General features: G+C 42.4%; 21 protein-coding genes. 11 read left to right on the forward strand and 10 right to left on the reverse strand.

Annotation, left to right across the window (positions count from 1 at the left end; translation table 11 throughout):
• Window positions 1-35 precede the first annotated feature (35 nt).
• Window positions 36-800, reverse strand: a complete 765-nt coding sequence (locus FIV01_RS14815) for a DeoR/GlpR family transcriptional regulator (protein ID WP_152431785.1) — start codon at window positions 798-800, stop codon at window positions 36-38.
• 292 nt (window positions 801-1,092) lie between these two features.
• On the opposite strand from FIV01_RS14815, the gene FIV01_RS14820 reads away from it, so the two are divergent.
• The gene (locus FIV01_RS14820; protein ID WP_152431786.1) at window positions 1,093-2,328 is read left to right on the forward strand and encodes an EAL and HDOD domain-containing protein; all 1,236 of its coding nucleotides are present in this window, start codon (window positions 1,093-1,095) and stop codon (window positions 2,326-2,328) included.
• Window positions 2,329-2,406: 78 nt separating this feature from the next.
• On the opposite strand, the gene FIV01_RS14825 is transcribed toward FIV01_RS14820, so the two are convergent.
• Entirely contained in the window at window positions 2,407-4,728 is a 2,322-nt protein-coding gene (locus FIV01_RS14825) for a methyl-accepting chemotaxis protein (protein ID WP_152431787.1), read from the reverse strand.
• A gap of 270 nt (window positions 4,729-4,998) precedes the next feature.
• On the opposite strand from FIV01_RS14825, the gene FIV01_RS14830 reads away from it, so the two are divergent.
• Together FIV01_RS14830 and FIV01_RS14835 are read left to right on the forward strand one after the other, a co-directional pair.
• Entirely contained in the window at window positions 4,999-5,817 is an 819-nt protein-coding gene (locus tag FIV01_RS14830) for a PilZ domain-containing protein (protein WP_246210504.1), read from the forward strand.
• A gap of 140 nt (window positions 5,818-5,957) precedes the next feature.
• On the forward strand, window positions 5,958-6,746 hold the full coding sequence (locus FIV01_RS14835; RefSeq protein WP_152431788.1) for an AraC family transcriptional regulator: 789 nt from the start codon (window positions 5,958-5,960) through the stop codon (window positions 6,744-6,746).
• Window positions 6,747-6,771: 25 nt separating this feature from the next.
• Here FIV01_RS14835 and FIV01_RS14840 read toward each other — a convergent pair whose 3' ends face one another.
• Entirely contained in the window at window positions 6,772-7,692 is a 921-nt protein-coding gene (locus tag FIV01_RS14840) for a M14 family metallopeptidase (RefSeq protein ID WP_152431789.1), read from the reverse strand.
• Window positions 7,693-7,873: 181 nt separating this feature from the next.
• Here FIV01_RS14840 and FIV01_RS14845 point away from each other — a divergent pair, with 181 nt between their 5' ends.
• Window positions 7,874-8,770 carry a DUF808 domain-containing protein gene (locus FIV01_RS14845; protein WP_152431790.1) on the forward strand — a complete coding sequence of 299 codons (897 nt, stop codon included), beginning with the start codon at window positions 7,874-7,876 and terminating at the stop codon, window positions 8,768-8,770.
• A gap of 11 nt (window positions 8,771-8,781) precedes the next feature.
• Here FIV01_RS14845 and FIV01_RS14850 read toward each other — a convergent pair whose 3' ends face one another.
• The 3 genes from FIV01_RS14850 to FIV01_RS14860 all read right to left on the reverse strand — a co-directional run bounded on the left by FIV01_RS14850 (window position 8,782) and on the right by FIV01_RS14860 (window position 12,204).
• Window positions 8,782-9,426 carry a DsbA family oxidoreductase gene (locus FIV01_RS14850; RefSeq protein ID WP_172971855.1) on the reverse strand — a complete coding sequence of 215 codons (645 nt, stop codon included), beginning with the start codon at window positions 9,424-9,426 and terminating at the stop codon, window positions 8,782-8,784.
• 80 nt (window positions 9,427-9,506) lie between these two features.
• On the reverse strand, window positions 9,507-11,375 hold the full coding sequence (locus FIV01_RS14855; protein ID WP_152431791.1) for a methyl-accepting chemotaxis protein: 1,869 nt from the start codon (window positions 11,373-11,375) through the stop codon (window positions 9,507-9,509).
• 220 nt (window positions 11,376-11,595) lie between these two features.
• The gene (locus FIV01_RS14860; protein ID WP_152431792.1) at window positions 11,596-12,204 is read right to left on the reverse strand and encodes an AraC family transcriptional regulator; all 609 of its coding nucleotides are present in this window, start codon (window positions 12,202-12,204) and stop codon (window positions 11,596-11,598) included.
• A 193-nt stretch (window positions 12,205-12,397) separates the two neighbouring features.
• Between FIV01_RS14860 and FIV01_RS14865 the strand changes: the two genes are divergently transcribed.
• On the forward strand, window positions 12,398-13,501 hold the full coding sequence (locus FIV01_RS14865; RefSeq protein WP_152431793.1) for a 1-acyl-sn-glycerol-3-phosphate acyltransferase: 1,104 nt from the start codon (window positions 12,398-12,400) through the stop codon (window positions 13,499-13,501).
• 13 nt (window positions 13,502-13,514) lie between these two features.
• Here the strand turns inward: FIV01_RS14865 and FIV01_RS14870 are convergent, their stop codons facing one another.
• Window positions 13,515-14,114: a hypothetical protein gene (locus FIV01_RS14870; protein ID WP_152431794.1), complete on the reverse strand. Its 600-nt coding sequence runs from the start codon at window positions 14,112-14,114 to the stop codon at window positions 13,515-13,517.
• 110 nt (window positions 14,115-14,224) lie between these two features.
• Complete coding sequence (locus FIV01_RS14875) at window positions 14,225-14,524, reverse strand: DUF406 family protein (RefSeq protein ID WP_152432745.1); 300 nt, start codon at window positions 14,522-14,524, stop codon at window positions 14,225-14,227.
• Between the two features lie 468 nt (window positions 14,525-14,992).
• Between FIV01_RS14875 and FIV01_RS14880 the strand changes: the two genes are divergently transcribed.
• Window positions 14,993-15,454: a TetR family transcriptional regulator gene (locus FIV01_RS14880; protein WP_152431795.1), complete on the forward strand. Its 462-nt coding sequence runs from the start codon at window positions 14,993-14,995 to the stop codon at window positions 15,452-15,454.
• Window positions 15,455-15,500: 46 nt separating this feature from the next.
• Here the strand turns inward: FIV01_RS14880 and FIV01_RS14885 are convergent, their stop codons facing one another.
• Window positions 15,501-17,057: a methyl-accepting chemotaxis protein gene (locus tag FIV01_RS14885; RefSeq protein ID WP_152432746.1), complete on the reverse strand. Its 1,557-nt coding sequence runs from the start codon at window positions 17,055-17,057 to the stop codon at window positions 15,501-15,503.
• A 335-nt stretch (window positions 17,058-17,392) separates the two neighbouring features.
• Here FIV01_RS14885 and FIV01_RS14890 point away from each other — a divergent pair, with 335 nt between their 5' ends.
• The 5 genes from FIV01_RS14890 (at window position 17,393) to FIV01_RS14910 (ending at window position 22,975) form a co-directional block, all read left to right on the forward strand.
• Window positions 17,393-18,520 carry a response regulator gene (locus tag FIV01_RS14890; protein WP_152431796.1) on the forward strand — a complete coding sequence of 376 codons (1,128 nt, stop codon included), beginning with the start codon at window positions 17,393-17,395 and terminating at the stop codon, window positions 18,518-18,520.
• A 169-nt stretch (window positions 18,521-18,689) separates the two neighbouring features.
• A complete protein-coding gene (locus FIV01_RS14895) occupies window positions 18,690-19,694 on the forward strand; it encodes a response regulator (protein WP_152431797.1) in 1,005 nt (334 codons plus the stop codon).
• Window positions 19,694-20,137, forward strand: coding sequence for a hypothetical protein (locus tag FIV01_RS14900; RefSeq protein WP_152431798.1), 444 nt, complete (start codon window positions 19,694-19,696; stop codon window positions 20,135-20,137). Before FIV01_RS14895 ends, FIV01_RS14900 begins: the two co-directional genes overlap by 1 nt.
• A gap of 63 nt (window positions 20,138-20,200) precedes the next feature.
• A complete protein-coding gene (locus tag FIV01_RS14905) occupies window positions 20,201-21,679 on the forward strand; it encodes an NAD(P)H-hydrate dehydratase (RefSeq protein ID WP_152431799.1) in 1,479 nt (492 codons plus the stop codon).
• Between the two features lie 252 nt (window positions 21,680-21,931).
• Complete coding sequence (locus FIV01_RS14910) at window positions 21,932-22,975, forward strand: GMP reductase (RefSeq protein WP_152431800.1); 1,044 nt, start codon at window positions 21,932-21,934, stop codon at window positions 22,973-22,975.
• Between the two features lie 138 nt (window positions 22,976-23,113).
• Here the strand turns inward: FIV01_RS14910 and FIV01_RS14915 are convergent, their stop codons facing one another.
• Entirely contained in the window at window positions 23,114-24,682 is a 1,569-nt protein-coding gene (locus tag FIV01_RS14915) for a DNA cytosine methyltransferase (protein ID WP_152431801.1), read from the reverse strand.
• Between the last annotated feature and the right edge of the window lie 155 nt (window positions 24,683-24,837).

Consider the following 24,837-nt stretch of genomic DNA (forward strand, 5'->3'; position numbering starts at 1 on the left):
GTAGAGCGCTTTGAAGCGTTCTGCCTTTTTAGTGTTTATGTGACGACTTGTAATAATGTGTCATTATCTTTGGCGAAGCTTTCAATTTCTTTGGGCGCTTTTCTGTCTGTGATAATGAGATCAACATCGGCGATCGTACCTAGCTTCACCATAGCGTTACGGCCAAACTTACTGTGATCGACACCGAGTAATACTGAGCGGCTGTTTTCAATAATGGCTCTTTTCACTCGTACTTCGTGATAATCGAAGTCGAGTAGGGAGCCATCATAATCAATTCCTGAGATCCCTAAAATACCGAAGTCGAGCCTAAATTGTGAGATAAAATCAAGGGTTGCTTCACCTGTTACACCGCCGTCTTTCCCGCGCACTTCTCCACCTGCAAGTATGACTTTGAAATCTGGCTTGGACATCAGGATTGTCGCGACATTGATATTATTTGTCACTACGCGTAGGTGATGATGATTACTGAGTAAAGCCCGCGCTATGGCTTCAGGAGTGGTTCCAATATCAATAAACAAGGTAGCGCCATCAGGAATGTGTTTTGCGAGTTCTAAAGCAATTTGTGACTTCTCTTTTTGATAAGTGATTTGGCGAGTTTGATAAGAGGAGTTCTCAGCACTAGATGTGATAGTCGCACCACCGTGATTACGACGAATTTTATTATCATCAGCTAATTCGTTAAGGTCTCGGCGTATAGTTTGAGGGCTAACGCTGAAACGTTCAACCAATTCATCAGTACTTACAAATCCTTGTGTCTGCACCAGCTCTATGATCTCTTGATGACGCTTAATGGCTTTCACTTATAGTATCCTTGTGTGAGGGGATGGCGCAATTTTACGTCTTGTGACCACGAAAGCAACTCAATCACAGAATAATATGAGGTTGAGTAAGGATGTCTATGCATCACTAGACAGTTTCCTTTATCTTAGTTGACTTTTTACATTCGGCTGTTTGTGGGGTGCTCGACGTTTTCGACTGCCACTAATTTAAAGCGCTAAACCTCGTCTACACTTTCGATATAACAATTATGGTTCAACAGAACCATTTGAAAGATGTTTGTGTGACATCTGTTAACTAGCGTCAGGTAATATTATGAATCAGATAACTAAGAGTACTCGACCTACCAAGGTGTCGGTTGTGGCAAGGCAGCCTATCATCGACAAAAACAAAGAATTGTTTGCCTTTGAACTTTTGTACCGAGAAGGTGATACAAACGCGTTCAATATGCCCTATGAGCAAAGAGCCACGATGCGTTTGCTATCAGAGCAGTTCCTGACTCTACAAAAGCGAAATCTCAGTGAGAAAAGAGGCTTTGTCAATTTCGAATACATTGACCTGATTGAAGGCCTTCCTTGTGACTTTTCGCCCGAAGATATTGTGGTTGAAATATTGGAGACATGCTCGGCAACTCAAGACTTATATGATGCTATTGTCGATCTAAAGCAAAAAGATTATTTAGTGGCACTTGATGATTTTGTTCCCGCTCCCGAGTGGGATCGTTTCTACCCTTTAATTGACTTTATCAAGCTCGATGTCAGAGCGTTATCTTTTAATCAATGTGCGAGTATTATTCGAGATTTCAAGAATACGGATATCCAGTTTATTGCCGAAAAAGTTGAAGACCATAAAGAGTTTGTTCAAGCGCAAAAATGTGGTTTTGATTTGTTTCAGGGCTATTTTTATCAAAAGCCTGAGGTAATTAAAACCCAAAAGCTCACCGCCTCTGCAATGGACATATTTAAACTCTCGGCCTTAGTTGCTACAAAAGATATCGATATCGTAAAGGTTAATCAAATCGTTGAGCGCAATCCTGCACTTTCCGTTCAGCTACTTAATTTTGTAAACAGTGATTCACGAGTAAGTACACGGATAGAAAGCACTCAGCAAGCGCTTTCTTATCTCGGCGGCGATAGGGTACGCAAGTACGTGACCTATTCCATGGCCTCTGCGCTTTCGCCAAGCAAACCCTCGATATTACTAAGAAATCTATTGATGCGAGCCAAGTTTATGGAAGGACTGGCACAAAATGTTAATGATGCGTCTGCCTCTGAGTCAGCGTACTTATGTGGCATGCTATCTTTGATCGAAGGTTTACTCGATATGGCGTTAAAAGATGTACTGGCTTCATTAACACTTTCCGATTCTCTTGTTGCTGCGCTGGTTCATAGACAAGGGACCTTAGGAGATTTGTTGGGTATTGCTGAGGCTATCGAAATGTCGGATTGGAAAGCGTTAGCAAGTCTGCAATCCAAAACAATGCTTGATGATAAGACCATAATGACGTGTTTGGATAAAGCGAATAGCTGGATTAATGACTTTAGCTCATAAATAGCAATTCAATAGAATATTTGGGAATTGAAAAGGCTCACTTAAAAAGTGAGCCTTCCTATTGTATCTAGTAAGAAATTAAGCGACTTTAAAGCGGTTGACTAAGTCTTTTAAACTACCTGAGACCTCTGCGAGACCAAGCGCAGCGCAATCAATTTCTTCCGATGCATTTCTAAGATCGCCAGAAGAATACTTAACGTTTGATATGTTTCTATTGATCTCGTCACAACTGACTTTTTGTTCTTCAGTCGCTGCAGCAACGGTAGCATTAATCGTCGCTAGTTCGTCAATTTTTGAGCTTAAATCACGTAGATTGCTGCTTACATCGCTCACCAGCTTAATGCCTTCTTGGGCAGAGAGATTACTGCGTTCCATAGAGTGGACAGTTGATAGTGTCACTTCTGATAAACGAGATATATTACTTTGGATATCGATGGTGCTGTTCTGGGTTTTTGTGGCAAGTTGACGTACTTCATCAGCCACAACGGCAAAGCCACGTCCGCTTTCTCCTGCTCGAGCTGCTTCAATAGCTGCGTTTAAAGCAAGCAAATTGGTTTGCTCTGCAATACCTGTAATAATCTTCAAAACACTGTTTATTTTTTGCACTTCATCTTGCAACTCTGAAAGTGCTTCTGCAGAAGATTGCACTTCTTGCCCAGTACGTTCAACAAGCTGCGCTGCCTGCTGGGCTTGCTCTGCGTTGAGTAATGCGTTTTCTCTGCATTGGTGGGTGTAGTCGGATGCTGCTGCACTGCTTTGTGAAACTTCAAGTAACGCTTCATTAAATTGCATCATGGATTCGGTAACACTACTTGCTTGTTTGGTTTGATCTTCCGCTGCTTTATATGAATTATCGGTGATCTTGCTGAGCTGCTTACTTGAGTGAGTGATCACATTGGTACTGGCTTTCACCGAGTCTATGATAACTTTTATCTGTTCAATAAAGGTATTCACACTCCGTGTCACTGAATCAAATTCGGGAATGTTGGACATCTTTAATCGAATATTTAAATTCGCGTCTCCAGAGTTTAATTCACTGAATTGGCGCTTCAACACGTAAAGTGGTTGGAGTAAGTAGTTAACCAAAAGAACAGACAGCCCACCAAAAATGATAACCATAATAAGAGTTGTTGCAGCGCCGGCTGAAGCAATGTAATTACCTAAGGCTTCTTTAGGTGCAAAAGCTTCTTCTTCGTCAATTTCCGACATGATTGCCCACACTTGATTGGGCACTTTGACTGGTCCATAAGCAGAGAGTACAGGAACCCCTCGATAGTCCTCGAAGATATCAAAGCTATTGATGCCTCTTAATGCTTCAGTGACTCCCGGCGTATTGACCGGCTGTAAAGAGATACTGGTGTTTTTAAGTTCGATATCTTTTGCGGCGGCGAGCCCTTTGTTACGGATGGTCTCTAGGTATGCGCTTTTGTCTTCCACCAAGAACCGACTTTCATTCCTTAATGTGCCATCAGAGCCCACAAGATAGATTTCTCCTGAATTACCAAACCCTCTACTTTGCCACTGGCCGTCTTGAGTCATAATATTGTTAAGCTCATCAATGGGCATTTGAAAGATGAGTATGCCAACGAGATTACCCTTATCGACGATCGGAGTGGACATAAAGCTTGCAGGTGCATTGTATGAGGGAAGATAAGGGGCAAAGTCGGTAAGATATACTTCTCCTTTATCAAGAGACAACGCTTTCTTGAATGCTTGCCCAATGCCGGAATTAGAATACGGACCCGTTTTTAAACTGGTCGCAAAATCGAGTTCTTTAAAGACGCTGTAGACTATATGACCACTTTCTGGCTCGACAATGAAAATATCATAGTAGCCAAATGTTTGGAGAAATTGGCGGAAAGAGTCATGAAAACGCTCATGCTCTCTTGCGTATATTGACGTGTTATTTAATTCGGTGAGCTTATCTTTGTTACCGAGTGGATGCGGGTTATTAGCAATAAAGTCGAATTGCATGTTATAAGTCAAACTAGATAAACCAGAAAACATATCTGGAACATTGACCTTATCTTGGTTGAGTTGATCATATTGAACAGCAAACTCTTTCAGGTAGTAGTTTTTAACTTTCGATTGTACTTCTGAGGAACTGACTCGCCTGATAGGCTCATACGCTAGGAAAGCTTGCGTAAAGTCAACCGCGGCTTCTCTGGTTGCGATGTTGTTGGCCATGGAGGTGATTTGCCCTTCGATATCGGAGAAATAGTTCTCCACTTCGGCTCGAACCAGCTCTTTTTTGGCGGTCAATTTGTCTCGACTTTGTTTGAGCAACACAGAACGCATTTCTTCCGTCGATAGATAAGTACTAATGGATGTGCTTGCAACAAGAGAGAGGGTGATTGCTCCCAATATGGCAAATATGAACCTGAGCCGTAGTGACATCATTAATCTCCATTTTCCAGATCATAGTATTTTCACAGAACTACACAAAACTATAGGCGCTAGGTTGCTTATGTTTGCTTAGCGTTGGAGTTTTTCGCTTAAAAATGAGACTTTGGGGGTGTTTTGCAGAATTGTTTTACATAGTTGGAGTGTGGTCTTCATGCTGGTTTACATCGATAGTTGATGAAATTGTGAGCTGAGTCGTGTCTTATATTCTCATATAAGTATGAGTTCATACTAAGGTTTAGAGAATAAACCAATATAAGAGAGGGCTTGGCTTTGGGCGTTGCAGAGAAAAATCAAACGGATACCAAACAGCAATTAAGTTCTGAAGATAACCTTCAAAGCAGTTCTTCAAATGTCGAGCATGAAGAAAGTAGCAAGAGTGGCCCTACAGAAACGGCAAGTACGATTCGACATGGCGAAGATGCTTTTGATACGGTTATGCCACTTTGTGATGTTGCCTGCGTTATTTCTACTCCTACCGGCAAGTTTCTTAAATGTCGAACAAAATATATAGGTCTGCATTCAAAAAGCATTCTATTGCTTGAGATGCCAACAGTGTCACCTCAAGAGAAATTAGTTTACATGCGTCAAGGTTATCCTCTTCAGGCTTGTGTTATTTCACCCAAAGGAGAAGGGGCTCGGGTGTACTTTAAGACCAAAATTGAATATGTGTTAAGTGGAGGGGATACCGATATACTTTTAGTTACACTACCTGCTTCCACTCAGGTTGTGGTTGGATTGCGCGAGAGTGTCCGTTTAGAGATCAACCTCGACGGGGTTTTAGATCCAGAAGATAAAAAATATCCATGTCAAATTAGGGATATTTCTCAACAAGGCTGTTTGATTGTGGTTGATAGAGATAAAGCCAATTATCGGATCGGGTCTTTGGTTCACCTTAGTATGTGCAGTTCAAACAAAGATGTTCCAGTCATAGAGGAAACATTGAAAGCCGTGGTGAAAAATGTCTCAAAAATAGGGCGCTATTATAAGTATGGTGTTAAGTTTGAGGATGAAAGCTTAGAAGGTGTTAGCTCCTTGATTGAAGGCCTAAACTTTTGTGCTTTACAACAAAAGTTTATGTTATAGCTATCCAAGTAACACACCTTAGTGAAGGCTAGTCCTTGTTTCGACACGGCATTAATAATATTTTACACTGTATGGCAATTAACATTAGTCTTAGGGAGATTGAAAGTCCCATCTAAGACCTATTTGCTGGGGTAACAAGTGTGAGAAAGTCGGTTAAACACCTTCATCCATCCTTATCTATTGATAGAGCACCCTCTGACGTTTTTATGAATTTCGAAGCTTTTCTGTCGAATACGGAAACACGTATACATAGCCACCCGTGGGGACAAGTGCAGCTTATTAGTGGGGGCATTTTAGAAATGGAAGCTGAAGGCACTCGATTTTTGGCTCCACCTCACTTGGCGATTTGGGTTCCTGCGGGTGTGATGCATACCAGTTATAACCGAAAACCTTTGTCGTACTGCTCTTTAAACATTGCTCAGCGACTAACAAAATATTTTCCTAGTAGCACGAGTTTGATAAAAATTTCTCCAATCGCTTTGACCATCATTGATGATTTTCGCAACAGAAATATTAGTATACCTCAGACGGAACAGGATAAGAGGTTGATTCAGGTCTTACTTGATCAACTGGCCACTCAGGATACACAACATCATTTCTTACCCTCTTCAGATAACAAATATTTAGTAAAAATATTAGCGGAAGTGGAAGAAAACCCTCTGGATAATAGAAGCCTTGCACAATGGGCAGAAACAGTGCATTCCACAGAACGTACTTTAGCGAGATATTGTCAGTCTGAGTTAGGAATGAGTTTCACCGAGTGGAGGCTAAGAGTTCGCTACCTCTACTCGATGGAATTGTTAAGAAAGGGGCACTCGGTTAAAGAGGTGGCGTTAACCCTTGGATATCGTCAAGCCAGCCCATTTATCGCAATGTTTAAAAAGTACGCTGGACAGACGCCAGAACAATACAAAAATAAACTGTTATAAACGAGCACAGAGTCGCCTCCAGCGACTAAAGTTTCGAGAGCACGAAATCCAGACCACCAGTAATTGCGGCAACTTGCGCGAGATTGCACTGCTGTGGGGTCGCTTTAGGGCTATCAGGGTAGACTTCAGTGGTTGTGCCATAGGTACAGTTTGTCACTCCACCACACAGTCCTAGCTTAACCATCGGATAGTTAATCACCCCTGTTTGAATAACGGGTGAGCCGATAATTTCTCCGTTTTTGTCCGCGGGTGCTATGTGAGTTACTTGGCTTACAGACTTAATGATCGCTGCTTGAAAATCAGCCTGCGGGTTCTCACTGTCACCGACAGTGTAAAATCCATCTGGAATCTCGCCAGGTGTATACTCGATGCCATCTCGAGCCGCTAACGCTGGTCTAAATTCTGTTTCATCGGTGTCGGTAGTTTCATGTAAATCGAAATGAACCATAATGGTGCCGTCAACTGAGCCCACCAGTTTGATAAGGTTTGCCGACTCTTCTGCTGGGCTGTTCGAATAAAAGGAGCGGTTAGGATCAGTAGCAAGAGGGTTCCAGCGGTTTATGGTCTCATAGCCCCATGGGCTAACGCAGGGAGCAACAATAATATTAAAATACTCACAGTAGCTTTCCATCTTGTTCTCGATAAACAGAAGTGCCCCCTGAACACCGCTTGTTTCATACCCATGCACACCACCAGTTACCAATACAACGGGTTTGTTGGTATCCCAGTTATTGCTTTTGATGCAGAATAAAGGGTAGCGTTCAGGGTCATAAGATAGCGCTCCATATTGCTCGACTTGGAATCTGTGCTTGAGTGCTAATATTTTGCTGACAACCTCTTCATGGTAGCTACGCTTTATTGAGGTACTGTCACGCCACTGCTGACGCTCAGCATCCTGCCACTTTTGACCTGCGACTCCTATGGGGTAAAATTCCTTTGTTTGCATGTCTGTTTCCAAATTCCTTGTAAATCCGAAGCACAGCATAAATGGCCTTTTTTGTTGAAGCAATGCATATAACTTAAGCAGATAACATTTGTTTACTACTATTTATGTCAGCAATTAAGTTTGAGTAATAGTATCTAGGTGGTACATTTAACAGCATATCAGTATGTCTAAAGGGGCCTTCATGGCTGGTGCGAGTTTATTAACATTGTTGGATGACATTGCCACAGTACTAGATGATGTTGCTTTAATGTCAAAAGTGGCTGCAAAGAAAACGGCAGGAGTACTTGGTGACGATTTAGCGCTTAATGCGCAGCAGGTATCAGGCGTTGCAGCTGAGCGAGAGATTCCCATTGTGCTCAGTGTTGCAAAAGGCTCTTTTCGTAACAAGCTTATTTTGGTGCCAGCTGCGCTGATTACTAGCTCAATTGCACCTTGGCTGATCATGCCTTTACTCTTAATCGGTGGACTATTTCTTTGCTTTGAAGGAGCAGAGAAAATAGCAGAAAGCCTATTTCATGCAAAAGAGGTAGAAGAGGATGAAGTGCCATCAGGGTCAATTGAAGAATATGAGAAACGCAAGATAGCAGGTGCTGTAAGAACTGACTTCATATTGTCTGCCGAAATCATAGTGATCGCGTTAGGCACAGTACAGAGCCACGCTATGGTGACACAAATTATGGTGGTTAGCTTTATTGCTGTGCTAATGACGATTGGTGTTTATGGGTTAGTGGCAGGGATTGTTAAACTTGATGATCTTGGTTTTTATTTGAATCGAGTTTCTCAAGGGAAGGGAATAAGAGCTTGGCTGGGTAAAAGCCTTATTACTTTTGCTCCTAAACTAATGAAATTTTTAGCTATAGTCGGAACTGCCGCTATGTTTTTAGTCGGTGGCGGTATTGTGGTGCACAATGTTCCTCTTATTCACCATTGGGTTGAGCCGATCATTATGAAGGTTTCATACTTACCATTAGCTAGTGTTTTTCTTCCATCGGTTTTGAGTGGATTGATAGGTGTTGTCGCTGGAGCTATGTTGCTGCTGCTTTGGACTGGCATAGATAAGCTGCGTTCTAGAGATTAGAAAGTGAGCGGTCAAAGTCTCGCTATCTCTATCAGGGCTTCGACTAGTATCTCGTTTGGCTGGGCACCAGAAATCAGGTGCTTTTTGTCAATTATCATGGCGGGAACGGCATTGATTCCTGCTTCAAGCCACTGGTATTCTGTTGATGAAACCGCCTCTGCCCAGCTTTCATCTTGCAGAACAAGTTCGCAAACATTGCGCTCAAGGCCAAGTGACTCTGCAATATTAAGCAGCACTGTGGTATTGCTGATGTCTTGTCTTTGTGTGAAATACGCTTGAAATAAAGCCATTTCTAAATCTAACTGTAGACTTTCTGACTGGGCCCAAAGCAATAACTGATGAGCTTTACGTGTATTATAAATCCTCATATCGTCAGAAAATTTGAATTCAAAACCTAAATCCTGACCCAGTTCAGAGATAGTCTGCCTCGCGGCTATGCTGGCTTCAAGTGAAGTACCATACTTTTCTGCGATGTGTTCTCTGAGGTTTTCGCCTTCGGATTTCATCATAGGGTTGAGTTCAAAGGGGTGCCAATAGATATCGGCTTTGAGACTGTCCGAAAGCTTTGACAAGGCGTGCTCAAGATTTTTGTAGCCAATGATGCACCAAGGGCAGACGATATCAGATATTAGATCGATACGAATAGTTTTTATCATAGGTGCCTGTGCTTCCTAGATGCTCTGACTGCTGTACGTTGAATTTTCCTAAGCTCTCACAAAGAGAGCCTAGGATAGGGTTAAAGCTTGAATTTATTGAGTATAGCGTCTTGTTCTCTGATATTTTCAGTTTGAGCTTGCATGGCAATGTTAGCATTGCCCGCTGCTTCTGAAACTTGTTCCGATAAATCTTTAATTTTCACAGTGTTAGTGTTGATTTCTTCTGCGACTAGACTTTGTTCTTCGGCAGCAGATGCAATCTGAATATTCATATCACTGATACTTTGTATGGCATCTCGAATAGTGTTGAGTGCGTTGTTTGCTTCTTCTGCACGTTTTACGGCGTTACTTGCGGTCTCTTTACTCATATTCATCGCATTGGCAACGGATGTGGCACCAGATTGCAATTGCTCAATCATGTTACGAATTTCTGTTGTTGATTCTTGAGTCCTTTGCGCAAGAGTTCGGACTTCATCAGCAACCACAGCAAACCCTCGGCCTGACTCACCAGCCCTTGCCGCTTCGATCGCAGCATTAAGTGCAAGCAAGTTGGTTTGGTCGGCGATATCATTGATTACTTTCAATATGGTCTCGATATTGTCAGTAGCAGATTCTAGCGATTTTACTTCCTCAACGGCTTCATCAATTCGCTGAGATAGTTCACTGATTGAAGCTGATGTATCACCGACGACTCGGGTCCCCATTTGCGTCGCATCGTCGGCATCTTTGGCGGCTGATGCAGCGCTTTGTGCATTGTTAGCGACATTGCCTGATGTGACCGCCATCTCATGCATAGCGGTTGCCAGCTGTTCAAGTTCGTGTAGCTGATCTTGCATTGCACTGGCTGACTCCTGAAGGCCCGCAGAGGTCATCTCTGAGCCACGCAGAATCTCTTCACCAATTGACTTAGATTGGGATAGTAGCTGCTGAAGTTTACCCGTAAATGAGTTAAAACCCTCGGCTAACTGGGAAAACTCCTGATCTGTTGCCGTATCTAGGCGCTGGGTTAAATCACCTTCGCCGGAGGCAACGTCTTGGATTGCATTGTTAAGAGCACCTAGGGGACGCATTAACGCTGTCATTAATACCAGCAGAATAGCCATACTTATCACCAAAGCGATGACAGTGTATATAATGGCACTATTACGCAGATCGGCGAGGGATTGATACGCAATTTCTTCGTCTAATATCACACCAATATACCAGTTTTCACCAGGTACTTTAGAAAAGTCGAGTGTATAGTCTTTTCCTTCAATAGAGATTTGTCGGGGATCTTCTTGAATAGAGACATCTCCGAGAAAATCTTTCATTGGTTTACCGTTCATTTCAGTGTTGGGGTGAGCAATGGTTGTTCCATCTCCAGACACAATGAATACGTAACCCGCATTGAAGAGTTGCACCTTGTTTACGAGTTCGGCAAGACCTGCCAAGCTAACATCATAAAAGATTGCACCTATAAATTCGCTTCCATCCATAACAGGGGTGGCGATAGACACCAAAATTTCACCCGTTGCCGAATCTGCATAAGGGGCCGTTATGATAAGCTCGCCTGATTTCTTGGCATCGATATACCAAGGTCTGGCGCGAGGATCCCATGTAGGGCCAGGGTTCCACCCAGGATCGTTGTTGATATTGGAGCCATCTTTCTCAAATCCCAAACCAGCCAGCAAAAATGTTTCTTTTACTATTGGTCTGGTGATGACCATCTCCATTGCGCTCGGTGTGAGATTAGCTTCTAGCATGCTGGTGGCATAGTTAGCGATGATCTTACGGCTATTGATCTCTGCTTCAGTTGTGTCTCGGACACCATCTACGATTTCTGCAACACTTGAGGTAACGAGAGACTTGACTTCTTTTTGAACTGTGTAGTATTGCTGCAGTGTCAGCAAAGACACTGTGGCCAAGAATAAAAGAGATGATGCGGCCACAATTTTATGGCTGAATTTCATTGTCGACTTCCCATGTCATTAACGCTTATGTCTTCTAGTATAGTGTCATAGTGAGTGAATGCTTATTTATCATTAATTAAGTAGCACCAAATTTATTAGTTACGATTAAGAGCATAGTACTTAAAAGCTCAGATTAGTTGTCTATTAGCAACATGCAAATTTGCGGTAACTCATTAAAATAAAATCTATTTTGGTCTTTTTTATCTATAAAACTTACTCTTTACTTGTGTCCCAGAATGGTTTGTTCTAATTGCTTATATACTTGCTCGTTTCCTTCGAATAGATCCTGAATCACTTGTGATTTTTTTACTCCCGACTGAACTCGTTTAGTCGCTTCTCGCAAGGTTAAAGTGATGTGCTGCTCTGCCGAAAGTGTGTTGTCATTTTTTGATGATGACCACTTTTGAATATTCACCGTCAGAGTGCTTTGTGATAACTCGGGTTTCATATTGACGAGTTCATCGAGCAGCACAGATAAAAGCTTTTTCTCCGCCTGTTGGGATTGTTGCTCTTCGCCGAGTCTATCGACGATTGCAGAACCTAACGGAGTGAGTTCTACGTAGCCACCCTGTTTAGGTAGTGGTTCTGTTACTCTGGAAGAAACTTCAACCCTTTGTGCGCGCGTATTAGGGAAAAAAGTAAGGCCAACCAATGCATCAAACGGCAACCAAACCGTTTGCCCATCCTCAATGGCGTATTCGATTTTCCCCAGTTTTAGCAAAGCTAAGCCTTGATTGACTCTCAGTAATACATGTTTAAGGCTTCTTTTTCTCGGTTGTATAACCAAGTAAGGGAACTCATTATTGTGGTGGGAGATAGCGTAATGCATGAGGTGGTATTAGTTTCTGTGTTGCACGAGTGACTAGAGTAACGTTTCTTGTGATAAAAACCAATAAAGCAGCGAGTTTTTATCTATTCAACAAGTAAATGCTGGTCTGACCTGAGTGTTATCTATGATGTATAGCTGCTAATCCAATGATCTCAGAGTAGAATAGAGCTGTTCTCTAATAAATAAGTACAATATGACTGTTAATAAAGACCCTTATCACGAAATTCGTCCTTACAATGATGATGAAATTCCAGCAGCGATTAATCGCCTTATCGCCGATGAAGAATTCATTAGTGCAATTCTTCAGCACAAGTTTGCTAATCATGCTGCTTGGTTTAAGGCCTTAATGTCTCCATTAGTGAAAGTCTATCTCAAAATGAAGTGGTCTAAGCTTAAGTCGGTAGACAGTATTCAACTCGAAGTAAAAAAGTATCTTGAACAAATATTGAATACGACTACCAATGGCGTGTCTTACTCGGGTTTGGATAAACTAGACAAGCAGACGTCGTACCTTTTTATCTCAAATCATAGAGATATCGCAATGGATCCTGCTCTGGTCAACTATGGCCTCAATAAAACCGAACACAAAACGGTTAGAATTGCGATTGGTGACAATCTGCTTAAAAAGCCGTGTGCGACCGAGCTGATGAGACTCAATAAAAGTTTTATTGTTAAACGTTCTGCCAAAGGGCCTAGGGAAATGATGAAAGCACTAGGCACTCTATCAAGCTACATTAAGCATTCTTTAGACTCAGGAAACTCAATTTGGATTGCACAGAAAGAAGGCCGAGCAAAAGATGGAAATGACTTCACTGATCCAGCGATTTTAAAAATGTTTCACGTTGAAGGTCGCAAGCAAAAAATTGAATTCTCACAATATATACAGGCTCTTAGAATTGTCCCTGTGTCTATTTCCTATGAAAATGATCCTTGTGATGTGTCGAAAGCGCTAGAGTTACACCAACTTGAGACGCAGGGGAGCTATGAAAAAAGTGAGTTTGAGGATATAGAAAGTATTGTTCAGGGTATTATTGGTGAAAAAGGGCGAGTGCATGTCGCTTTTGGTGACGTGATAGAAGGAGAATTTGAATCACCAGAAGCTTTAGCTGAAGAAATTGATCGACAAATTCATGGTAACTACAAGTTATACCCAATCAATGAATTAGCAGCGGGTAACGATGATGTTGCTCAAAATGTTAAGGATAAACTCTCAACGAAACTGAGTCAGTTACCAGAGGGGGCAAAAGCGCATCTGCTAGCGAGCTACGCTAACCCACTCAAAAACAAAAGCGCTTAATGAGCGCTTTTGTTTAAGGTGCAACAGCTCCACCCAAATCTAAGTTTTTTGGCCATTTGGATATACGGTTTCCACCAAGGAAAATATTGCCTTTCACTGTCATTTTATCGGGAAATTCTGTGATTTTCGAACCACCAATGTATAAGTTTCCTTCAACAACTATGCCTTCTGGTAATGCATTTAAGGGGGTCCTGATGACACTCAGGTCTCCCTTCACTTTTAAGCGGGGTGGGAGTCTTGTCAGTGGAGTATCTGTTAGGTTTATGTAGCCGCCGACTTTGACACCTCCCGGCCAAGACGCGATTTGTGACGCAAGTAGGTTTGCATAGCCTTTGATATTTACCCCTTTAGCTATCTTTTTGAGTGCACTATTTGAAGCATCTAAACTGCCTTGAATATCGACATCTGCTGGGATTTCTTTGATGCTTGTTTTAGCAATATTAAGGTTGCCCTTAACCACCAAACCTGCTGGTAATTCCAAGTAAGGCTTATTACGAAGATCTAAATTTCCGTAGTTATCAATATGGTTCAAGATATGATAATGGTTAATTGGCTCGCTCAATGCTGTACTAGCGAACAAGCCTGTTATAACAAAGGTGAGCCATGGCAACATGTTTTGACTCCAAGAGTGCTTTGTAACAAGTATTAACGAAAGGCGGTTACTGGGTCAACATTCATGCGGCTTCAACGACGAAAAGCAGGAATTTAGTCCTCTGTCATGTATTATTGGGCGAGAGAGCGTGTTTTGAGCTCAAAAATTAGTTTTTCAGCACTCACACCAAATTGGAATTTGGCCGTGAGCTGAGTGGAATCTTCGGTGACAGGTGATACATGGTATTGGACCTCCTTAGATACTTCAAAAGCAAGCGCAACATATTTTTCTAATTCAGTTTCTAGTGCCTTTTTGTGCTCAGCGTGAATAACGACTTCTGCGATATCATCGCCTTCTTTAATAATGAAACCCATTTCTCCAGCACAGCCGCACGCTTCGCAGACTTCAGCCTTTTCTTGTGTTTTGTTCATCATTTCAATCCTCTTACAAAAAGTATGGTTATTTTATCTTTCTATGTGGCAGTTATCCATAAAAACATTTGTACTTATAAATATTTTTGTTTCGAAATTAAGGATTGAGAATTGATAGACATGTCAAATAATGTGAGCTTAATCATATTGTAGATAAATATCATGTGCTTACAAGCTAATGATAGCATTCATCGAGTTGTCAGAAATCGTAATTTATACGATTATCGCAAGTTAATTATACGAATCAGCAATGTTTCCCGTTATTTGCATATTTATATGTGATTTCAAAGGGGTGTGTACTATTACTCATCGCAGTGGATGTGAGATCACCTTGCTGTTCTTTGGGACGCTCTTTAGCCTTTTTGTTGTTGACATCATAAGTTTGACTGAGAGTTATCCAGGCTTGTTAGCGGGCACCATAGTTGATTTGTGTAAGTTAGATGGATTTACAAAGAGAAGAGCCTGACCATGCCAAAACGTAGTAAAGAAGATACTGAAATCACGATTCAGAAAATAATGGATGCTGTCGTGGACCAACTGTTGCGTTTGGGGTATGACAAAATGTCATACACCACCCTAAGCCAGCAAACGGGCGTGTCGAGGACAGGAATAAGTCATCATTTCCCTAAGAAAACTGACTTCACAGAAGCGCTAGATGGACGACTCTTTAAGTTATTCATTGAGCACTTAAACTTAGATGGAAGCCTAACAGACTTTTCAGACAGCTGGGGCAACGCGTTGGAGCGTTCGGAGTTTTTGGCAATATTACGTTTGCTATTTCACCACATTGTCACGTCAAAAAATGCTCATAGCTTTGCAAAAAGTGGTATCGAGCGCATATACCAGACCGCGGAATCTCAGTTTGGTGAAACGAGTGCCAAAGAGGTGGAGTGGTTGATTGGCAAGTCTTTAATTCGGATGTCGCAATAGCCGATTCAAATATACGCTGCCTTCCAAACATGGAAGGCATTTATTTTTACAGCTTTCTAAACTGGTTAACAAGCTGACCTTGAGAGTTTAAGTTGTCAACTAACGACTCACACTCTTCCTTAGTGTCACTGGCCAAGATATTGGTCGCAGAACATACCTCGCTTATGGATTGAACGCTAGAGTTCATATCCTCAGTAACACGAGCCATTTCTTCAATTGCGGTTGCTATTTGATTGTTTCGGTCTGATATGTCTGTTACCTGAGCGAATAAAGCGTCTAGCTTTTCACCTGATGTGCTTGCGCAATCGACACAGACATCTGAAAGCTTGTTGCCCTCATCCATTGCCTGTACGGCTTTATCTGTACTGGTTTGTATTAAATTAATGATATTTTGTATTTCTTCAGTCGATTCATGGCTTCGCTGTGCGAGTTTACGTACCTCGTCTGCAACGACTGCAAAACCTCGCCCTTGCTCGCCTGCCCGCGCAGCCTCTATCGCTGCATTGAGAGCAAGTAGATTGGTTTGTTCAGCGACACCTTGAATGACGATAAGTACCTCGCCGATCGTGCGTCCATGCTCTGAAAGTTGCTGAACCACTTCTGAGGCCACTCCCAGCTGACGGGAAAGCTCATTCATAGAAGAAACAGTTTGTCCGACAGAGTCTTTGCCTTCGACGACCGCTTCGCTGGCTTTTTCCGTGGCATCTGAAGCGTTTTGAGCATTTTGAGCAATCTCATGAGCGGTCGAATGCATTTGATTTATTGCAGCGGCCACTTGCTCTGTTTCAGAGGTTTGCCCCGACAGGTTGTCTGCGGTTGTTTCACAGTTTTGAGCAGATGACTGAGCAGCACCAGCGATTTGGTGATTGGAATCCTGAATACGCCCCACAACGGCATTGAGCTCGGATTGTCTCATCTTCAGCGCTAACGCGATTTCTGAGACATCATCAATATGACCGTTGTATACCAATTCCATTAGTGGGTTGTTAAATACTTCTCTAGCTTGCGCGGAAAGTGCTTCCAAACGGCGAGTTAGCATATAGCCTGAAAAAGTCGCTAGTATGAAAAACAACCACACAGCTCCGATAGCTGAAAAGCTCGCGACTGTTGTCGCAATGATGCCGGAACCAAGTAACGCGCCTGCTAGACGTTGCCATAACCGAGTTCTAGGTAGTTTTAATTTGGTGGGCGTTTTGCCTGCTTTTAGTTGAGCATAGATTTTTTCAGCATTGGCAACATGTTGGCGACTTGGACATAAACGAACGGATTGGTACTCAGCGATTTGGCCGTTGACTTTTATAGGGGATGCAAAAGCATCGACCCAATAATGATCCCCATTCTTACAGCGATTTTTGACTATGCCCATCCAAGACTTTCCAGCCTTGAGAAAGTTCCACATATCGTTGAATGCTTCAGGTGGCATATCAGGGTGGCGAACGATATTGTGTGGCTGATCCAAGAGTTCGTCTAACGTATACCCAGCAACGTCACAAAACTCTTTACTGGCATAGGTAATATGACTACTGGTTTTAGTGATCGAAAGTAAATTGTATTCGGGTGGATAAGTGACTTCTTTCTGCGTCACGGGTTCGTTAACACGCATTGACTTTACCTGCTTCTCTTTAACTGATATTGACATATTCGTCATTAGTATATGCACAAAAATGGATATTTGAAAAATCCATGGTGTATTTCAATTTAGTCGTACTGTGATAATCGCTGTTTATCGTTAATAAGTATCTATTTTGTATATATAACTCTTTAAAAGTGAGATTAGATGTTGATTATACATCTCCTTGACGAGGGCGAGTTGTACTTCAATACTTACAAGATCCGAAAGCTAAGCTAGTCACATTCGAGCTTTGTATGATTTTTTGAAGCAGATTTTAAGTGACTGACTTGTATGGCTTTTGTTGAATTATGATGTCAGGAGTAGGCGTGGAACAGCATCTGGCTAGTGTTTTGATTGTTGATGACAATGCTGAAAATAGAGTGTTGCTCAGCGGGTTATTAAAGCCACACTATCGTGTGATTGTCTCTACTGGGGGCAAACAGGCGCTAAATATTTGTACAAAAAAACAGCCTGATATCGTATTGTTAGACGTAATGATGCCAGAGATGGATGGTTATGAGGTGTGCGAACAGCTAAAAAAAGACCCCGTAACCTGTGATATTCCGGTAATATTCTTAACCGCCAAGTCTGAAATTGAGAACGAGCAACGGGGCTTTGAAGTTGGGGGAGTCGATTATATCCACAAGCCGGTGAGCCCACCGATATTGCTTTCCCGTATTAATACACACCTGAAATTAAAACATGCGGTTAGTGCTCTCGAAAAGCAAAACGAGCGCTTAGAAGAGCGAGTGAAAGAGCGTACTTACGAGTTAGAAATGTTGCAGAATGCAACGATTGGCGCCATGGCCTCGTTGGCAGAAACTCGTGATAACGAAACAGGAAACCATATTCGCCGGACCCAACATTACGTAAAGGTACTTGCGGAAGAGCTGGTCAGTATGGGGCATTATGTTGATGAGCTAACCCCAGAGTCGATTAATTTGCTCTATCGGTCGGCTCCTCTGCATGACATCGGTAAAGTGGGGATTCCAGACGAGGTCTTGCTCAAGCCGGGCCGCCTGACTTCAGAAGAGTTTGAGGTAATGAAACGCCACACCATCCTTGGCCGAGCGGTGTTGATGTCGGTAGAAGATTCGATCGATTTTAAGTGTGAGTTTTTAACCTTGGCAAAAGAAATTGCTTATAGCCATCAGGAGAAATGGGACGGTAGCGGATACCCAGAAGGGTTAAGGGGCACGGATATTCCTTTGAGTGCTCGTTTAATGGCGCTCGCTGATGTGTATGATGCTCTGATTTGCGAGCGTGTTTATAAACCCGCTTTTCCCCATGACAAGGCACTTGAAATTATTGCAGAGGGCGAGGGCACACATTTCGAACCTTTGGTGGTCCAAGCTTTCCTTAACATAGAACACGTATTTAGAGAAATAGCGGCCAAATATCGAGATGAAAACTTTGACGAAGATGTGTTCAACTCTGGAGCCGATGATGAATAGTAGTAAGCGGCTGGTGTGGTTTTTACCATTTGCTAGTCAATGTGTTGTGGTTTGGCAACATTAATTTTTCTGCTCGGATCTTGTGTATTTTTTGCTTTAACCACTTCGAGATCTTGAGCATCTGTTACACTGAAATTATTGATAAACATGTTACTGATTAGGTGCATTCATGTCTTTACCTGTTCTCATCTGTGATGACTCTGCGCTCGCCCGCAAGCAAATGGCGCGATCACTACCCCCCGCTTTAAATGCAGAAATCACTTTTGCTGTCCATGGCCTTGACGCTTTGGAGCAGTTGGAACAGAACGAATTCAAAATCATGTTTCTTGACTTAACCATGCCTGAGCTTGATGGTTTTGGTACCTTAGATGAGATTCAGGCTCGCGGTATTGACATCAAAGTTGTGGTGGTATCGGGTGATATTCAACCCAAGGCGAAAGAACGCGTGATGGCTTCTGGCGCCAAAGCTTTTATTCAGAAGCCTATAGATAAAGACATACTTAATGGTGTGCTGAAAGAGCTTGTTGAACCTCCTTCTCAGCCGCAAATGGTCGCTCCTGCGCCACTTGATCTGCCTGTCCTTAAACGTCGTGATATATACCGAGAAGTAGCAAACGTTGCGATTGGTGTCGCGGCGGATGCGCTCGCACGACATTTTGATGTATTTGTTCACCTTCCACTGCCGAACGTGAATATTTTGGAAGTCAGTGAACTGCAAATGGCGCTGAGAGATTTGGCCGATAACGACCAAGTGTCTGGAGTCTGTCAAGGTTTTAGCGGTGAAGGGTTAGCAGGAGAAGCTCTCGTACTTTTGAGTGACTCGAGTGTGTGTGACCTTAAAAAATTAATGAAGGTGCCTGCTGAAAGTGAAGAGCTTGAAGAACTTGAGCTCTTAATGGATGTGTCGAATATCTTGGTGGGCTCATTCCTTAATGGTTTGGGTAAGCAAGCGGAAGTGCGTTTTTTTCAAAGTTCACCAGAGCTGTTAGGTCAACATATCTCAATAGACTCGATTATTCAAAATACAGAAGGCGCGTTTCAAAAGACCATGACTTTTGAAGTGAGCTACAACATTGATGGTACGGCAATACGCTGTGATTTATTGTTTATGTTCGTTGATGAATCGCTTCCATTACTCGACGACAAGTTATCCTACTTAATGGAGGACTTCTGATGGTCAACCTTCCTGCCGAATTTGAGCAGTTTCACTGGATGGTCGATATGGTACAAAACGTCGACTTGGGTTTGATAGTCATTAACAGAGAATACAAAGTCCAAGTGTGGAATGGCTTTATGACTCACCACAGTGGCATGCATGGTCATGATGCGATTGATAAATCCATTTTTGAGATCTTTCCTGAAATACCAGAAGAATGGTTTAAAATGAAGGCTAAGCCTGTCTATGATCTTGGTTGTCGCAGCTTTATTACTTGGCATCAGCGCCAATACTTGTTCAAGTGCCGAAATGTTCGCCCTGTTACCCAGCAAGCGAAATACATGTATCAAAACATTACTTTGAATCCAATGAGAACCCCGACCGGAGAAATTAAGTCTTTGTTCTTATCCATTCAAGATGCGACTTCTGAGGCGTTAAGTGTACTTAGTCAAAGTAAATGATATCGTAGATATGATTAAATAAGGGTCAGATTGGTCTGGCCCTTATTACTTTTAGGAGAACACATGCCATCAAGTATTCCGCTTTATCGCGCCGAACAAGTTAAATCAGGAGAAGTTGAGACGGCAAAAGCTAAGTCCATTGCTATGTATGAGTTAATGCTTAGGGCGGGAAAGGCGGTATTTGATCTAATGCGTCACCAATACCCAGATTGTAGCCGAGTGTTGGTGGTGTGTGGTGGAGGCAATAATGGCGGTGATGGTTATGTGATTGCCAAGTTAGCCCTTGAAGCCGGAATGCAGGTTTGTGTCTGGCAAAGTGTTGATAAAGACCAACTCTCTGGTGATGCGCTAACCGCTTATCATGATTTTCTCGCCGCAGGTGGTGAGACGCAAACGCCGGATCTTGACCAAGAATTAGCTTTTGACTGTATTATTGATGCACTGCTCGGAACTGGTCTCAAAGGTGAAGTAAGGCCCAACGCGGTTCAACTGATTGAAAAACTGAACAATAGTGGCGCAGACATTATTTCTGTTGATGTACCTTCAGGGCTATCTAGTGATACTGGTCGAAGCTTGGGGGTGAGTATTCATGCTCAGCATACAGTGTCGTTTATTGGCCTCAAATGTGGTCTATTCACTGGCCAAGCGCGTGATTACGTAGGTAAAGTGCATTTTTGTGGTTTGGGCGTCGAAGATGTGTTTGATAAGCAAAACAACCCACTAGCACACCTTCTTAATTCTGTTTGTGATTTTGCGCCGATAGAAAAACGACGTAAATCGGCTCATAAAGGTCATCATGGTAAAGCACTCATTATTGGTGGAAACCAAGGTATGGGCGGTGCTGCATTGCTAAGCAGTCAAGCCTGCATGCGCGTTGGGGCAGGGTTAACCGCACTTCTTACTCATCCAGATAATACGCTTGCCTCAATCATTGCTTGCCCTGAAGTGATGGCGGCATCATGGCAGGATAAAAATCAGCTAGAACATAGGCTTAATCAGTGGTGTAACTGCATCGCGATAGGACCAGGGCTTGGTACTGACAGCGCTGCAAAAAAGATGTTTGATCGCGTCTGCTCATTAAACATCAACAAAGTGTTTGATGCCGATGCATTAAACTTATTGGCGTCTCATCCTAGCAAAGATAACCAAAGAATTCTTACGCCTCATCCTGGCGAAGCCGCGAGATTGCTTGATTGTTCGATTAATGATGTTGAACGCGACCGATACCGAGCGATAGAAAAACTGCATGTTCAATACGGCGGCGTAATTGTGCTAAAAGGGGCTGGCACGGTGATATTCGATGGTAAAACTACGTATGTTTGTAATGCGGGCAACCCTGGAATGGCTAGTGCAGGAATGGGCGATGTACTTACTGGCGTAGTCATAGGTTTGTTGGCTCAAGGCGAAAATACTCTGAGTGCGGCAGTAAAAGGGGTGATGATTCATAGCCTTGCAGCAGACAGAGAGGCTGAAAAAAAGGGAGAGCGAGGATTATGCGCTAGTGATTTGTTGCCACATATACGGTTTTTGGCTAATGATTAAAAGAGGTAGATGGGTGTGATTGCAAAGCAGTATTGAGGTGAAATTTGGTTTGCAGACATTCGAAATGGTACCACAAAAAAATTGCAAATATCAGTCTTGCGGGAAATAAATCACAGCCTATAATGCTGAAAACCGGAGCGTCTGCCAACGCTCCGGTTTTTTTGTGTCCGAAAAACAGTAATCGCGTCTGCCAACGCTTTTACACCGCAGTTTGTCAGTGACACTTACACAATCGAATCAAGGAAATGCACAATGCGTATCGAACAAGAACTTAAGTTAGGTTTTAAAGACGTACTCTTTCGCCCAAAGCGATCAACGCTCAAAAGCCGTTCTCAAGTTGAATTAACCCGCGAGTTTACATTCAAGCACAGCGGTCGTCAATGGTCAGGCACCCCTGTAATTGCAGCCAATATGGACTCTGTCGGTAGCTTTGCAATGGCCAAAGCCCTTGCCGAGCATGGTGTGATGACCGCGGTTCACAAGCATTACACGGTTGATGATTGGGCTGAGTTTGTTAAAAGTGCCGATAGCCAAACACTGAAAAACGTCATGGTATCAACTGGCACCTCGGAAGCTGATTTTCAAAAGACCAAAGATATTATGGCGCTAAGCGATGAGCTTATCTTCATCTGTATCGATATTGCCAATGGCTACTCGGAGCATCTGGTTGAATACATTGAAAAAGTCAGAGTCGCTTTTCCAGATAAAGTGATTTCAGCTGGTAATGTGGTCACGGGCGACATGTGTGAAGAGTTGATTTTAGCCGGTGCAGATATCGTAAAAGTCGGCATTGGTCCTGGCTCTGTCTGTACCACACGAGTGAAAACAGGTGTTGGTTATCCTCAGCTTTCAGCTATTATTGAATGTGGCGATGCGGCCCATGGCCTTGGCGGCATGATCATTGGTGACGGTGGCTGTTCATGCGCAGGCGATGTAGCAAAAGCCTTCGGCGGCGGCGCCGATTTTGTGATGCTTGGCGGCATGTTAGCTGGCCATGAAGAGTCAGGCGGCGAACTGATTGAAAAAGACGGCCAAACCATGATGAAATTCTACGGCATGTCGTCAGAGTCGGCCATGAAGAAACATTCAGGCGGTGTTGCCCAGTACCGCGCGGCCGAAGGAAAAACCGTACTCTTGCCATTTCGTGGCAGTGTCCATGGCACCATCTCAGATATCCTTGGCGGCGTACGCTCAACCTGCACCTACGTAGGCGCAGCAAAGCTTAAGGAGCTAACCAAGCGTACGACTTTCATCCGAGTACAAGAGCAAGAGAATAACGTGTTCGGGAACGAGTAAGTTGGTTGCTCTTCGTAAAATACGAAGTATTAACAGCCGCTAGATAGCGGCTTTTTTCTTCGAAATTTTAAAGTGGCGACAACTAATTTTGCAGTGCTCTGCGCAACTTTTTCAGGACACTTTTGTATCAGAAATAATTTACAATAGCTTTGAAATACAACTACCCAATGCAGCGCCCAATATTGGAGGTACGGCATTGCCAACTTGGGTATATTGTGGGACTTCAAACTTCCTCATTTGCCCACCAGTTGTAATTTTTGATCGAAAAACAAAGTTATCAGGAAATGACTGTATCCGAGCCATCTCTCTAACAGTTAAAACCCTGAGTTCATGATCGTCATAGTGGCATGCATCGTCGGGTATAGACAGAGCTGCTGGAGCTGGTGACTCAGCTATTAAAGCTTTCTGAGTTTGTTTTTTTGTTGGGTGAGCTTGTAAGTAATTTTCAAACTCTAGTTTACACTTAAATTGAGAAAGCTCGCCATTTTCATGCAGATACTGAAAACCAGAAAGAATGTTCCATATATTCTCTTCCAAAGTATCTGTTTCATTCTTAAGAATTCTGAATACAGACTGAGTAATCGGCCTTTCACCAATTTGTTGAAGTACTTGATATAGCCTGAACCTTCTCTTAACTATGGCACTGTTATTTCTAAGTTCATGATTTAATATTTCCGTTCTGTTTTCTAAATTTTTAAACCTTTGATTTAGCTCTAGAACGAAGCCTGATGGTTCTGACGGATTATGAACTTTTAAATCATCAATAGCTTCTCGAACAGATACTTCAGGCGAATTTACTAATTCATTTAAAAATGACTGCTCAAAATAGCTTAAATCACAGCTTTTATTTGAGTCGTAATAGTTTAAATGCCCAAACTCAAGGTTTTCGCCATACTTATCTACTTTGGAATAGAACTCCATTGAGTGTGAAAACATCTCGGATTCAGTATCGTTCAATCTTGGTTTAATGTGCTGATAATGATCTTCTCTAACACCTATTAATATAAAGCGAGGTCTATTTTGGGCCACTCCTGCTTTTCTAGCATTAACGTGAAGGCAAATTGGAACATACTCAATTGAAGCGAAAACCTTTGCAACTTCATACCAAGCGTGAAAGCTGTTTCCATTTTCATCTTTAAATGCGCGAAGAATACCAGTTACATTTTCAAGTAAAACTAGCTTAGGCTTAGTTAGCTTGACAAAATTAGCAAATTCCCAAGGAAGTGTATTTTTGTCACTATTTTTTTCTCTTTTTCCCGCCATACTGAAGGATTGGCAAGGAGGTCCTCCAGAAACAAGGTCTAATCCACCATCTCTTCCAAATGCCCCTTTTAGTTGATCAACAAGCTCTTTAGAGCATTCCAATAACCGATTCAGTTCAATAATACTACCAACGATTAGTTTCCCGTCTAACTCTTTAAAATTTGAAGGTATATCTGAAAACCCTTCTTGAGTGACTATAGGAAACTGAAATGGGTTCTCTCTTAATCGTGGCTTCAAGCTTGAGTGCTTGCTATTAAGCCATAGAGCATTTTCAGGCTGATGATTTTGGTTGGCTTTTTCTTCCAAGTCTTCATTGAAAAAATTGTACGTAAAAGTTTCCGCTGCCATTGGCGATAGCTCGTTCGCAAGAACCAGTTCAAAACCAACACTTTCTAAGCCAAGTGATAAACCGCCACACCCTGCAAATAACTCAATATGATTCAAATTAAACACTACTTCATTAATAAATACTTAAACCCTATTTTAAGTTCAGCAAGATTAAAAGTCCAGGCATTTTGTGCTTTTTTATTTTACATATTTTGTTCAATGACTTAGCATAGATACTGCTGTGTGAGAGCGGCAGTTGAATCACTTCTTAA

This window comes from Vibrio aquimaris, assembly GCF_009363415.1.
Classification (GTDB): Bacteria; Pseudomonadota; Gammaproteobacteria; order Enterobacterales; family Vibrionaceae; genus Vibrio; species Vibrio aquimaris.